At 61.6% G+C, this 13,044-nt stretch carries 12 protein-coding genes; 7 read left to right on the plus strand and 5 right to left on the minus strand.

Annotated elements, in window-relative coordinates:
• Positions 1–23: 23 nt before the first annotated feature.
• From ABD653_RS11220 to hflK, 3 genes are all read right to left on the minus strand, one after another.
• Complete coding sequence (locus ABD653_RS11220) at positions 24–1,553, minus strand: Do family serine endopeptidase (protein ID WP_325065422.1); 1,530 nt, start codon at positions 1,551–1,553, stop codon at positions 24–26.
• Positions 1,554–1,733: 180 nt separating this feature from the next.
• Positions 1,734–2,579, minus strand: a complete 846-nt coding sequence (gene hflC / locus ABD653_RS11225; protein ID WP_160778763.1) for a protease modulator HflC — start codon at positions 2,577–2,579, stop codon at positions 1,734–1,736.
• Positions 2,579–3,727, minus strand: a complete 1,149-nt coding sequence (hflK, locus tag ABD653_RS11230) for a protease modulator HflK (RefSeq protein ID WP_234032142.1) — start codon at positions 3,725–3,727, stop codon at positions 2,579–2,581. Before hflK ends, hflC begins: the two co-directional genes overlap by 1 nt.
• Positions 3,728–3,800: 73 nt before the next feature.
• Between hflK and ABD653_RS11235 the strand changes: the two genes are divergently transcribed.
• The 4 genes from ABD653_RS11235 to ABD653_RS11250 are packed head-to-tail and all read left to right on the plus strand — an operon-like array spanning position 3,801 to position 9,552.
• On the plus strand, positions 3,801–4,772 hold the full coding sequence (locus tag ABD653_RS11235) for an Mrp/NBP35 family ATP-binding protein (protein ID WP_160778764.1): 972 nt from the start codon (positions 3,801–3,803) through the stop codon (positions 4,770–4,772).
• The gene (locus ABD653_RS11240; RefSeq protein WP_160778765.1) at positions 4,772–7,045 is read left to right on the plus strand and encodes a molybdopterin cofactor-binding domain-containing protein; all 2,274 of its coding nucleotides are present in this window, start codon (positions 4,772–4,774) and stop codon (positions 7,043–7,045) included. The genes ABD653_RS11235 and ABD653_RS11240 overlap by 1 nt, the downstream gene beginning before the upstream one ends.
• A gap of 41 nt (positions 7,046–7,086) precedes the next feature.
• Positions 7,087–8,109 carry a ferrochelatase gene (gene hemH, locus ABD653_RS11245; RefSeq protein ID WP_160778766.1) on the plus strand — a complete coding sequence of 341 codons (1,023 nt, stop codon included), beginning with the start codon at positions 7,087–7,089 and terminating at the stop codon, positions 8,107–8,109.
• A gap of 39 nt (positions 8,110–8,148) precedes the next feature.
• A complete protein-coding gene (locus ABD653_RS11250) occupies positions 8,149–9,552 on the plus strand; it encodes a cytochrome P450 (RefSeq protein ID WP_160778767.1) in 1,404 nt (467 codons plus the stop codon).
• On the opposite strand, the gene ABD653_RS11255 is transcribed toward ABD653_RS11250, so the two are convergent.
• A complete protein-coding gene (locus ABD653_RS11255; RefSeq protein WP_160778768.1) occupies positions 9,549–9,716 on the minus strand; it encodes a DUF1674 domain-containing protein in 168 nt (55 codons plus the stop codon). The genes ABD653_RS11250 and ABD653_RS11255 overlap by 4 nt on opposite strands.
• Before the next feature lie 55 nt (positions 9,717–9,771).
• Between ABD653_RS11255 and ABD653_RS11260 the strand changes: the two genes are divergently transcribed.
• Both ABD653_RS11260 and ABD653_RS11265 read left to right on the plus strand, forming a co-directional pair.
• Positions 9,772–11,007: an RsmB/NOP family class I SAM-dependent RNA methyltransferase gene (locus ABD653_RS11260; protein ID WP_160778769.1), complete on the plus strand. Its 1,236-nt coding sequence runs from the start codon at positions 9,772–9,774 to the stop codon at positions 11,005–11,007.
• Positions 11,008–11,098: 91 nt separating this feature from the next.
• Entirely contained in the window at positions 11,099–11,569 is a 471-nt protein-coding gene (locus tag ABD653_RS11265; protein ID WP_160778770.1) for a DM13 domain-containing protein, read from the plus strand.
• On the opposite strand, the gene msrA is transcribed toward ABD653_RS11265, so the two are convergent.
• Positions 11,566–12,090 carry a peptide-methionine (S)-S-oxide reductase MsrA gene (gene msrA, locus ABD653_RS11270; RefSeq protein ID WP_160780355.1) on the minus strand — a complete coding sequence of 175 codons (525 nt, stop codon included), beginning with the start codon at positions 12,088–12,090 and terminating at the stop codon, positions 11,566–11,568. The two genes, ABD653_RS11265 and msrA, sit on opposite strands and share 4 nt — an antisense overlap.
• Before the next feature lie 105 nt (positions 12,091–12,195).
• On the opposite strand from msrA, the gene ABD653_RS11275 reads away from it, so the two are divergent.
• Positions 12,196–13,032, plus strand: a complete 837-nt coding sequence (locus ABD653_RS11275) for a class I SAM-dependent methyltransferase (protein ID WP_160778771.1) — start codon at positions 12,196–12,198, stop codon at positions 13,030–13,032.
• The last annotated feature ends 12 nt before the right edge of the window (positions 13,033–13,044 follow it).

Consider the following 13,044-nt stretch of genomic DNA (forward strand, 5'->3'; position numbering starts at 1 on the left):
TTGAGCAGTTCGGTCCGTCGCGATTACTGGATGCGAACGGCAACGTACGAGGCCGGGCGACCTCTGCGCTGGACCCGCAGCAGCACCGCTTCGCGGTCGGCAGCTTCGGCCTCGCGCACAATCGCTTCCAGATCGGCAACAGTGGAAACCGGCTTGTAGTTCGCAGTCAGGATGATGTCGCGCCGTTGCAGACCCTTGCGGCCCGCATCCGAATTCGGATTGACGACCGCAATGGCGAGGCCTTCCATATCCGCTTCTACGCCTAACTGGCGGGCAATTTGCGGTGTCACAGGCACCACGCCCAAGCCAAGCTTCTCGGCAATCATCTCGCTATCATTGGCGTCGGGCGCCATTTCCTGCGGATCCTCGTCATTGCCGCTGAACATCTGCGACTGGCGCAATTCATCTTCGCTCGGACGGCGACCGACCGTGACATTGACATTGCGGCGTTGCCCGTCGCGGAACAGCTGCACCGGCACAGTTGTGCCCGGTGAAATGTTGGCGATCAGGAAGGACAGGGTCTGGTCCGGCTTCACGTCCTTGCCATCAATTGTCAGGACGATGTCACCCGGCTCGATACCCGCATTCGAAGCGGCTTCGCCATCGACGACCGATTGCACAAATTCGCCGCGATTCTGCGGCAGGCCGAGCGAATCGGCGACGTCATCAGTCACCGGCTGGATTTGCACACCGAGATATCCGCGCTCGATCGAATTGCCATCGCGCAGCTGATCGACGATCGGCTGGGCAATTTCTGCAGGGATGGCAAAGCCGATGCCCACGCTGCCGCCTGATGGTGAGAAGATCGCATTGTTAATGCCGATCACATTGCCTTCCATATCGAACAGTGGCCCGCCCGAGTTACCCCGGTTGATGGAGGCATCGGTCTGGATATAGCGGTCATACGCACCGCCACCTGTATTGCGCAGCACCGCCGAAACGATCCCGCTGGTCACAGTTCCACCCAGGCCGAAGGGGTTGCCGATGGCAATCACCCAGTCGCCGGCGCGTGCTTCGCTCGAATCGCCGAACTTGACGAAGGGAAACGCCTCGCTGCGATTGACCTTCAATACGGCCAGGTCCGATTGGGCATCGGCCCCGACCAGTTCGGCCTCGTATTCTGTGCCATCAGGCAGGGTCACGGTGATTTCTTCCACCGTACCGCGCCCGTTCGGACTGACAACGTGGTTGTTGGTGACGACGTAGCCGTCGGCAGAAATGAAGAATCCAGAACCCAGCGATTGCGCTTCGCGCGTTTGTGGCTGGTTCTGCTGCTGGCCGCGGCGGCCGAACAGGTCTGCAAACGGCGTGCCCGCAAACGGATTACGATTGCTGACTTCGATCCGCTGCCGGGTCGAGATGTTGACGACAGCAGGCTGCAGCTGGGCCGTTAGCTCGGCGAAGCTCTCTGGCGCGCCGGCACGCGGCACGGCGCGCGACATGGCACGATCATCGTTCTGGGCGACCTGCGCTCCGGCAGGGTGGCCGGTCAGCAGGGATGCGGTCGCGCCGCCGACCAGCAGCGCGGAGGTAAGGCCATAAGCATAGCGCACGGGTTTCACGTCCTCTCGTTCCTTTTCATCTCGTCCGGTGCATGAATATACGCACCGAAAGGCCATCCGGTTTCACGCCGGCCCTTTTTCATTTTGACACGCCGCTATTTCAACGCAACGCGCGCTGAACGGCGGTTTAACGACATTTGTAGTCGTCGACCGACCGCCAACCAAGCCCGATCAGCGCCGACCGCGGAATTGCCGCAGATATTCATTATCCGGCGACAGGATGACAGAACTTTCGGCTTGTCCGCTTTCAAACGTGGTCCGATAACTCTGCATGGCGCGGTAGAAGTCGTAGAAATCCGGGTCCTTGCCATAAGCTTCGGCATAGGTTCGTGCAGCGGTTGCCTCTGCTTCTGCGCGGATGATCTGAGCATTCTTGCGGCCCTGCGCGCGGATAGTCTCGGCTTCTTCCTGACGGTCTGCTTCCATTCGCTGGAACGCTGAGTCGAGCGGTGTGCCTTCGGGCAGGTCGGCACGTTTGATCCGAACGTCGATAACCTGTGCGCCATATTGTCGGGCCTGGGTGTCCAGCGCCTCACGAATATTGCGCATCGCATCGCCACGTTCCGCCGTCAGCAACGAGGAGAAGGGCCGACGGCCGAGTTCCTGGCGCAGAACCGAGGTCAGGATCGGCTGCAACTGCAGCATCACGTTCTCTTCGGTACCGGCCGTTTCCACCATAAGATCGGGATCGATAATGCGGAACCGGGCAAAGGCGTCGACTTGCAGGCGCTGCTGGTCATTCGACAAGACCTGCTGGCGCTCCATATCGAGATCCAGCACCCGCTTGTCGATCATCTGGACGGTTTCGATCAGCGGGATGCGCAACACCATGCCCGCACCGGTCTGGCCATAGGGCACATCCGGTTTGAACGTGTTCACATTGCGCACCGGTTCACCCGTGCGAATGATCACCGCCTGCTTGGTCTCGGGCACGATCACGATGCTGGAGGCGAGGAGCCCCAGCAATACGAACACCGCGAGGATCGAGAATTTGTGGTTATTCCAGAGCGTTTCCATCACTGGCCTCCTTCAGCGGCCTGGGCATTGGCCTGGCTGCGGCGGCGCACCTCCGGCAAAGGCAGGTATGGCGTTACGCCTTCGGCTTCGATCACTGTCTTGTCCGTCTTGCTCAACACGCTTTCCATGGTCTCGTAATAGAGCCGGCGCCGCGTCACTTCGGGGGCGAGGCGGTATTCCTCGTAGATCTTGTCGAACGAGGCGGCATCACCTTGCGCACGGGCCAGGACCTGCTGGGCAAAGGCGCGGGCGCGGTTGATGTCGGTTTCCGCATTCTGCTGCGCGGCCGACACGTCCTTGAACGCTTCGATCACCCTTTCGGGCGGATCGGTTTTCTCGATTTCGATACCCTGTACGGCGATGCCGGAGCGATAGGCATCGAGCGTGGCTTGCATCCGGCTGCGCACGCGCTGTTCGATATCCGCACGGCCAGAGCCTGACAGCACATCATCGAGCTCTTTCTCGGCAACCGAGGCCCGCATGGCGAATTCGGCAACTTCCTCAACCGTCTCGACAGGCTCTGCGAGCTGATACTTGTATTGCTTCAGGTCCTTGATGTTCCAGCGAATAAGATAAGACAGGTCGACCAGGTTCTGGTCTCCGGTCAGAATCAGTTTTTCGCCGCTGGAGCCAACCCGCTCCGACCGGAACGTACTGACATCCATAATATCGACATTCTGGAACGGCCAAGGCGCGGTGAAATTCAGACCCGGCTGCAATGTGCGCGAGTATTGGCCAAAAGTGCTGACCACGCCCTGTTCCTTGGGGCCGACCTGGTGGACACTGCTGAAGAACAGCCACGCACCGGCAACGCCGGCGATGATCAGCGGCAGCCAGCTTTTCCCACCGGGGCGCTGGGGCAGGCGGAAATTGGGGCCACCGCCACCACCGCCGCCGGAACGACGCGGACCTTCGGGGCCGCGGTTCTTGAAAATATCTTCGATGCTGGCGCTGCGGCGCGGCTCTTCGCCTTTGCCGGGTGGCAACCAGGGATTGCGTGGGCCCTTGGAATCGCCGGAAGAAGGTGTGTCGCCTCCTCCGCCTTCTCCTCCGCTCTCTCCATTGCCACTACCATTGGAGCCGCCCCACGGGCTCTTGCCCGCCATGGCCAAACCGAAACGTCTTCGGAAACTGTCAAATCTTTCCATGTCTTTCGTTATAGGGAGCCGGTGCGGGAAAAACAGGGGTGGCGGCAGCAAAATTGCTGCTAGGGAGCCGCGCATGTTGAACGAGACGATTTTAAAGAGCGCTTTGCCCGAGGCAATTGCTGCCCGCGTTAGTTCGTTGTTGGTCAAGCCAGACGCCGTAACAGCAGTGCTCGATGGCACCGGGTTGGATGGCAAGGGCCGGGCGGATTTGGAGGCTGGTGCGAAGCAGGCTCTCGAAGCTGTCGAGGGGGTGAGCGAGGCCCGCATTGCCGTTATGGCTGAGCGCGTCGACCGGCGGTTCATTGCGATTGGTTCGGGCAAAGGCGGTGTCGGCAAGTCGACTTTGACCGCCAATCTTGCAGTCGCGCTCAAGCGGATGGGCCATAATGTCGGCGTCGTCGATGCCGATATTTACGGGCCGTCGCAGCCTACTTTGTTGGCGAGCGAGAAAGAAAAGCCCGAAGCGGTTGAGCAGACGTTGCAGCCGGTACGCGGCGTGATGGGTATCCCGATGCTGTCGATGGGCCACCTGATTGCGCCGGGCAAGGCAATCGCATGGCGCGGGCCGATGGCAGCCGGAGCGTTGACCCAGCTGGTTGAGGCGGATTGGGGTGATGCCGACATCATCCTGATGGATCTTCCGCCGGGGACAGGCGATGTGCAGCTGACCATGGTGCAAAAGCACAAGCCGCAAGGGGCGATCATCGTCTCCACCCCGCAGGACCTGGCCCTGATCGATGCTGCCCGGGCCGGGCAATTGTTCGAAACCGCAGGTGTTCCAGTGATTGGCTTGGTCGAGAATATGGCCGGCTATGCCTGCCCCCATTGCGGCGAAGTGAGTGATCCCTTCGGTCAGGGCGGTGTGGAGAAGATCGCAGAGCGGTTGGAACTGCCTTTCCTAGGCCGTATCCCCCTGACCATGGCCATTCGCGAAGCCAGTGATAAAGGAACACCGCCTGCCGCCGATGATGGCGACGCCGGGGCCGCGTTCACCGCAATTGCCGCCCAGCTGTCGGACTGGCTGCGCCAGGGGCAGGCCGCCTGATGCCGGTCAGCCGACGCGGAGTGCTTGCGGGCGCCGCAGTCGGCGGAGGGTTGCTGGTCGCGTGGGCATTGATGCCACGCACATTTAGTACACCGCTGGAGCCTGCCGAGGGCGAAACAGCTTTCGGGGCCTGGCTCAAGATCGGAATAGATGGTGTGGTCACCGTGGCCGTGCCCCAGCTCGAAATGGGGCAAGGGGTAACGACAATCCTGCCCCAACTGGTCGCGGTCGAACTCGGCGCGGATTGGCGCCAGATCGCCGTCGAGCCGGCTCCGGTCAGCGGCGCCTATGCCAATGTACCATTGGCCGCGAAGTGGGCCCCGCTATGGATGCCCGACGCCACGCCGGGCTTTGTCGAGACTGGGCCGGAGGATCTCGTCGCCAGGCGGTTTGCCGAACATACCCGCTTCACCGCGACTGCCGATGGCATGTCGCTCGATGCCTATGAGCAATCAAGCCGGGAAGCTGCGGCTGCGGCGCGCACTATGCTGGCTCAGGCCGCGGCCGAACGCTGGGATGTATCTTGGGAAGAATGCGAAGCCCAGGCCGGCTTTATCACCCACGGCGACAAACGGCTGCGCTTTGCCGAACTGGCGCAAGAAGCAGCAGAGCTCGACCCGCCTGATCCCGCACCTCTGCGTACCAAAGGTGCTTTCGAAACACCGGTGAGCGGGGAGAACGATGCATCCACCTCGTTCCCAAGGCTGGATCTGCCGTCGAAAGTGGACGGGACCCATATTTTCGCCGGCGATATCCGCCTGCCCGGAATGGTCTTTGCCGGTATTCGCCATGGCCCGTTCGGCAAGTCGGAATTGGCCAAGTTTGAAGCATCGAAAGTGCAGGCCATTCCCGGTTTTGTGGGGCTGGTCGAGGGTAAACGCTGGATCGCCGCACTGGCAGAGACATGGTGGGCAGCAGAGCGCGCGCTCGACACGGTGGGTGCACGTTTCCGCACTGTCGATCCAGTCGACAGCACCGCGATAGAGCAGCGCCTTGACGAGGCGATCCGCGAGGAGCCCGGCACGCGTATTGCAGAACGCGGAGCAGGCACGACAGGCTTGGGTGAACCCGACATTGCCCTGCGCTATGACATCGCGCCCGCGATCCACGCGCCGCTCGAGACAGCAACCGCAACCGCGTGGTTGCGGGACGGGACGCTGGAGCTGTGGATGGCGAGCCAGGCGCCGGAGCGGGCACGCGAGGCAGCGGCAAGAGCGATCGACCTTCCAGTCGAGAAGGTCGTGCTGTATCCGATGCCGGCGGGCGGCAGTTTTGATCGCCGGCTGGAGCATGATCACGCCATCGAAGTGGCGCTGATTGCGCGCGAGGCGGAACGCCCTGTCCAGCTGGTGTGGTCGCGCTGGCAAGAGGCGCTGCTGGCCCCGCCGCGCGCACCCGCCGCAGCGATCGTGACGGCCAAGCTGGGGCCGACGGGGGCGGTCGATATCCTGCGCACGCGCATTGCAAGTGCTCCGGCTGGGCTGGAATTCGGCGAACGCTTGTTCGAGAACACAACCAGCTGGGGAGCCATCGCGGCCAGCAGTGGCACGCCTGATCCCCTTATGGGTGAAGGCGCGATGCCGCCCTATGGTGTCCCCAATGTCGGTATCGACCATGTCCCGGTGAAAACCGGGCTGCCGGCGGGCCGAATGCGCGGGAATGCACACGGCTACACCGCGTTCGTGACCGAGAGCTTCATCGATGAAGTGGCCAAGCGCGCGAATCGCGAGCCGCTGTCTTACCGGATCGAGATGCTGGGCCAGGATATCCGGCTGGTCGAATGTCTCCAACGCGCCGCCCGCCTGGCGGAATGGGGCGGTGGGGGCGACGGCAGCGGACAAGGGCTCGCCTGCCACCGCATGGGTACAGCAGATACAGGTGGACGGATTGCCTGCATTGCGACCGCCCGCCGCGATGAGGGCGGTGTGCGCGTCGGCAAGCTGAGTGCGGCGGTTGATATCGGGCGTATCGTCAATCTCGATATCGCCCGACAGCAAATCGAGGGTGGGCTCATTTTCGGCCTTTCGCTCGCGCTTGGCGCCAGCACAACATATGACCGGGGCATTCCGGCGCGCGGCAGGCTGGGGGCACTTAACCTGCCGGTCCTCGCCGATTGTCCGGATATCGAGATCGAATTTGTCGCCAGCGACAAGGCGGCATTCGACCCAGGCGAACTGGGTGTTGCGGTGGTGGCGCCTGCCATTGCCAACGCACTTTTCTCCGCCACTGGCCTGCGTCTGCGCCGCTTGCCACTGCTTTCGGGCGGGCTTTAGGGCACCTTGACGCGCCTCGTGCATTGGGGTTGGCGAAGACTATGACCTGGCAACCTCAATCTCTCCCGGCAGACCATCCTCCCGCCAACAGCGGGAAGGTAGGCGTGCTGCTCGTCAATCTGGGCACCCCCGATGCCCCAGACACCAAATCGGTGAAGCGCTATCTGGCGGAATTCCTGTCAGACAAGCGCGTGGTCGAGATTCCGCAAATCGCGTGGCAGCCGATCCTGCGTGGCATCATCCTGAACACACGTCCGAAGAAAAGTGCGCATGCCTATCAACAGGTGTGGAGCGAGGATGGATCGCCGCTGGCCGCCATCACCAGGCGACAGGCAGAAGCGTTGCAAGTGCGTCTGGGCGAGCAGGTGCTGGTTGATTGGGCGATGCGATATGGCAATCCATCGATCGACAACCGGCTGCGCGCGCTGAAAGATGCCGGTTGCGAGCGGATCTTGCTCGCGCCACTCTATCCGCAATATTCCGGCGCTACCACGGCGACGGTCGCAGACAAGGCCGCCGATACGTTGCGTGATTTGCGCTGGCAGATGACCTTGCGCACCTTGCCGCCCTATCACGATCACCCTGCCTATCTGGACGCATTGGAGGCGGACCTCACCCACCAGCTCGATGCCCTGCCGTTTGCGCCGGAAGTGCTGATGCTGAGCTTCCACGGCATGCCCCAGCGCACGCTGGAACTGGGCGATCCGTATCATTGCCATTGTCATAAAACCGCGCGCCTGCTGGGCGAACGGATTGGCAGGGACGGCATGCGGATTGTTACCACGTTCCAAAGCCGTTTCGGCCCGGCCAAATGGCTTGAGCCAGCAACCGATACGACGATTGACGAACTTGCGGCCCAAGGCACCAAGCGCTTGGCCGTCGCCATGCCGGGGTTCTCTGCCGATTGCCTGGAAACGCTCGAGGAGATTGCGATCCAGGGCAAGGAGCAGTTTCTGGACGCCGGCGGCAGTGATTTTGCTGCTCTAACCTGTCTCAACGACAGTGCGCCGGGTATGGATATGGTCGAAGCTTTGGCGCGACAGGAATTGTCAGGCTGGATTTGACTTCACCCTTTACTGACATTGGTGTAAGCAGGGTATATTATGGCAACCGCAGCACAGACCCCCATCGCCTCGCCGGAACTTCGCGCGACCCCTCCAACCCACTGGACGCAGGGCGTTCCCGATGTCTCGGAAATCGCCCACATCCCTGGCGAAAAGGGCTGGCCCATGGTCGGGCACACCTTCACCCAGTTGCGCGATCCGCACGCCTTCACGCGGCGCATGGTGGAAACCTATGGCAAGGTTTACCGTGTCCATAGCTTCGGTGGCTGGAATGTTGCGATGATCGGTGCCGAAGCCAACGAAATGGTGCTGTTCGACCGTGAAAAGCGCTTTTCCAGCGAGCAGGGCTGGGGGCCGATTCTGGACCAGTTATTCCCGCGCGGATTGATGCTGATGGATTTCGATCATCACCGCGCCGATCGTCGCGCGCTGTCGATTGCATTCAAACCCGGCCCGATGCGCCATTATGCCGATGCGCTCAATCGCGGGATCGGCAAACGGATGGGCGAATGGGGCGAGGGACCTCTCCAATTTTACCCCGCGATCAAGCAGCTTACGCTCGATCTGGCCGCCGACAGTTTTCTCGGCCTGCCGTTTGGGCCGGAAGCGGATGCGATCAATACCGCCTTTGTCGATATGGTCCAGGCGTCGGTTGCTCCGGTGCGCAAGCCACTGCCCTTTACCAAAATGAAGAAGGGCGTCGATGGGCGCGCGTTCCTGGTCGATTACTTTACCAAGGAAACCCATCGCATCCGCGCCGAGGGCGGCGGGCAAGACATGTTCAGCCAGTTCGCGACCGCTGAATACGAGGACGGCAGCCAGATGCCGGTCGACGAAGTGGTCGACCACATGAATTTCCTGATGATGGCCGCGCATGACACGATCACTTCCAGCGCAACTTCGCTGGTTTTCTATCTCGCGCAGAATCCGGAGTGGCAGGAGAAAGTCCGGCAGGAACTGACCGCGATCACCGGTGGCGAGGGCAAGGATCTGGCCTATGACCAGCTGGGCGAGCCGGATCTGACCGAGATGGCGTTCAAGGAATCATTGCGGATGACCCCGCCCGTGCCATCCATGCCGCGCCGGGGGCTCAAGGCATTTGAATTCGGCGGCTACCACATTCCTGCAGGGCAGCATGTCGGGATCAACATTCACTACACCCATCATTCGGAGGAATATTGGGACAGTCCTTTCACCTTCGATCCAATGCGGTTCACGCCGGAACTGGTGAAGGCGCGCCACAAATACGCCTGGGTTCCGTTTGGTGGGGGCGCCCATATGTGCCTGGGCCTGCATTTCGCGTATATGCAGATCAAGATCCTGATGGCGCACATGCTGACGCGTTACCGGATCGAAGTCGCCGAAGGCTACAATCCCGCATGGCAGGCATGGCCCATCCCGCAACCCAAGGATGGGCTGCGGATTGAGCTCAAGAAACTCTAGAAATCAATCGCGACACCGTCTTTCACCCAGTCTCCATAGCGCGTCGGGCTAAGACCGTCGGGATCTTCCTCGCTCGCATCGATCGGTCGCGGCTTGGGTGCAGGATCGGTGTGCCAATGCTCCGGCTTCTTGAAGCCCTCGGGCCGTTTGGTTGCGCGTTTCATATGTCTTCAAATGCGCGCACTGGCGCTTGGTTTCAAGGTAGCCTAACGGCTGCCCATGGCTGAACCTTCCGGAATCCATGCCCGCCGTGCGGCGCTGCAAATGCTTGATGCCGTGTTGCGGCGTGGCGACACGCTGGAGCAGGCGATCGGCCCGGCGACCTCGCGCATCCGGCAGGCACCGGACAAGGCACTGGCACGGGCGATCGCCAACGAGACCTTGCGCTGGCTGACCGATCTCGATGCCATGATTGATAGCGCAACGCGGAAAAAACTGGCCGATGATGCGAGGCCACGCATGGTGCTACGCATGATGCTGGCGCAATGGTTGCGGCTGGAAACGCCGCCCCACGCCGTCATCGCGACCGGCCTTCCCTTGCTCATCGGCGGCGCACGCAAATTGGCGCACGGGGTTTTTTCGACCCTTGCAAAGCAAGAGGTCGAACTCCCCGCTGCGCCTACTCTGCCCGACGCGGTGATCCTGCGCTGGGGCGCGGGCAAATCGGCAGCGATTGCGCCCGGCCTGGCCGAACCGCCTCCGCTCGATCTCACACTCCGTAATTCGGCAGAAACCGCGCAATGGGCCAACACCTTGTCAGCAGACAGTTTCGCGCCGGGGCACCTGCGCCTTTCGCGCGGGGAGGCTGTCGAAAACCTGCCCGGCTTCAAGGACGGGGCCTGGTGGGTACAGGATATCGCTGCGTCGCTTCCCGCCCGTTTGTTGGGGCAGGGGGAAGGGCGTCACGTGCTCGATCTGTGTGCTGCTCCGGGCGGGAAAAGCCTGCAACTGGCGGCGGCGGGCTGGAATGTGACCGCGCTGGACCTGAGCAAGCGCAGGCTCGATTTGCTCAAAGACAATCTCAAACGCACCGGCCTCAAAGCTGCGCCCGTGCGCGCCGACGCCCTGACATGGGAACCCAAGCATCAGTTTGATGCCATCTTGCTTGATGCTCCATGCACGGCCACTGGCACCTGTCGCCGGCATCCCGATGTGCTCCATCGCATCAGCGGACGGCAGATCGAGGAAATGACGAGCTTGCAGATGGCCTTGCTGGAGCGCGCGCAGGGTTGGCTCAAACCGGGCGGCACCCTGGTCTACGCGGTTTGCTCGCTGGAAAGCGAGGAAGGCGAAGAGCAAGCGGCGCATGTCGCGTTAACACCCACACCGATCACCGGAGATGAGCTTCCGGCAGGGCTGAAGCCGACCGCAGAGGGCTGGCTGCGTTGCGATCCCGGGATGCTGGCGGAACAGGGTGGCCTCGATGGATTTTTCATTGCACGCTGGCGGCGATAAGCTGACGGGTCAGCCTGCTTCGTAACTTTTCGCGCTCGGCGTGCGGACGATAGGGCAACAACCAAACGCTTGCTTTACCAGGGAGGCTCAAATGAAGCGCATCATCCTACTCGTTTTCTCGCATGCGGCGGCACTCGCCATCGGTTTCGGCCTCGGCATCTACTTGCTGCCGATCCTGACCGCGCCACCTTCGCCCGAGGCAGCAGTGCTGCAAGAACAAGCCGCCAAGGCACAATACAGTGCTGACCTGACCCGCGACCTGCGCGGCAGCGATGCGCTCCACTGGGGCGAAGGCACGATCAGCGTCTCGGCCGAGCGCATTGTCCACCAGGGCGAGCTGGCCCCCGGTCCGGACTACATGGTTTACCTGACCCAGGAATTTGTCGAGCACGAAGACGAATTCGGGCCTGTGAAGGCCGATTCCGTGCGGATCGGAGCCGTCAAAACCTTCGACGGATTCCTGCTCGACATCCCCGAAGGCGTGAATATCGAAGACTACACCACTGTCGTCGTCTGGTGCGAGAGTTTCGGCGAATTCATCACCGCAGCGCGCTACCGTTAATCCTTCACATATTGGGCGAAGCTTTTGCGCAGTTTCATCAGCTTGGGCGGGATCACGGCCTGGCAATAGGGATTGCGTTGGCCGTCGCCGTCCCAATAGGCCTGATGGTAGTCCTCGGCGGGGTACCATTCGCCCGTCTCGACGGTGGTCACGGCCGTGCCGCTATTGCTATCGTTCCAGCGCGCGATCGCGGCTTCGGCTTCGCTGCGCTGGGCATCGTCGAGCGGAAAGATCGCGCTGCGATATTGCGTGCCCACATCGCCGCCCTGACGGTTAAGCTGGGTCGGGTCATGCGTGCCAAGGAACATGTCGTAGATTTCCGGCAAGGTAACAACATCGGTATCGAAGGTGACGCGGATGCCCTCGGCATGGCCGGTGGTACCGGTGCACACCGCCTTGTAGGTGGGATTGGGTACATCGCCGCCGATATAACCGCTCTCGACTTCTGTCACACCGATCACATCCTTGAACACCGCTTCGGTGCACCAGAAGCATCCGCCTGCAATGATGGCCTGCTGCATGTTGCTCATAGAAATCTCCGTTCGTTTCACCGAAGATAGGAGGTGAAACCAAATATGCTATTCCAGCGTTAAGCCATTATCGTGTTTTCGAAGAGGGACTGTCCAATGAAGAACATCATGCTTGCCGCCGCTGCGGCCCTGCCGCTGGCAATTGCCGCTCCGGCTGTTGCCCAGGACGCCATGCCTGCGGGCCTGGCCGAAGTGCTGGCCGCCGAGCTGCGCGCGAACGACACTGCGCGCGACCAGTATCGCAATCCGGCCGAAACGCTTGCTTTCTTCCGGGTTGAACCGACCATGACGGTCGCCGAATATGGCCCCGGCGGTGCGTGGTACACTCGCGTGCTCGCTCCTTGGCTGATGCCGAATGGCAAATACATCGCCTTCAACGGCGATAGCGATGCGCGCAGCTACAACACGCGCGCCCAGGAAGCCCGCGCCAAGGCGTGGACAGAAACCTTCAAGAATGCGCTCGCCGAAGGTATGGGTGTGGAACCGGACAGCGTGACGGCGTTCGAGACCGACGAAATGCCGGATGATGTCGCCGGCACTGTCGACCGCGTGCTTATCTTCCGTTCGATGCACGGGCTCAATATCGGCAATACGGCCGACGATGTGCTCAAGGCAGCGCGCAAGATGCTCAAGGATGATGGCATGGTTGGCGTCGTCCAGCACCGCGCACCTGACGGGGCGAGCTACGATGATTACGGAGCGCGCCAGCGTGGCTACATGCGCCAGAAAGATGTCGTCGCCATTTTCGAGGCGAACGGCTTCGAACTGGTCGATAGCAGCGAGGTGAATGCAAACCCGAAGGATCCCGCGAACTGGGAAGGGGGCGTGTGGACGCTGCCGCCAGTGCTGCGTTACGGTGACGAAGATCGCGCCAAATACGAAGCGATTGGCGAAAGCGACCGGATGACGCTGCTGTTCAAGAAAGCAGACTGACGCTAGAGGGCG

The sequence above is a fragment of the Parerythrobacter jejuensis genome (genome assembly GCF_039536765.1).
In the GTDB taxonomy this organism is placed as follows: domain Bacteria; phylum Pseudomonadota; class Alphaproteobacteria; order Sphingomonadales; family Sphingomonadaceae; genus Parerythrobacter; species Parerythrobacter jejuensis.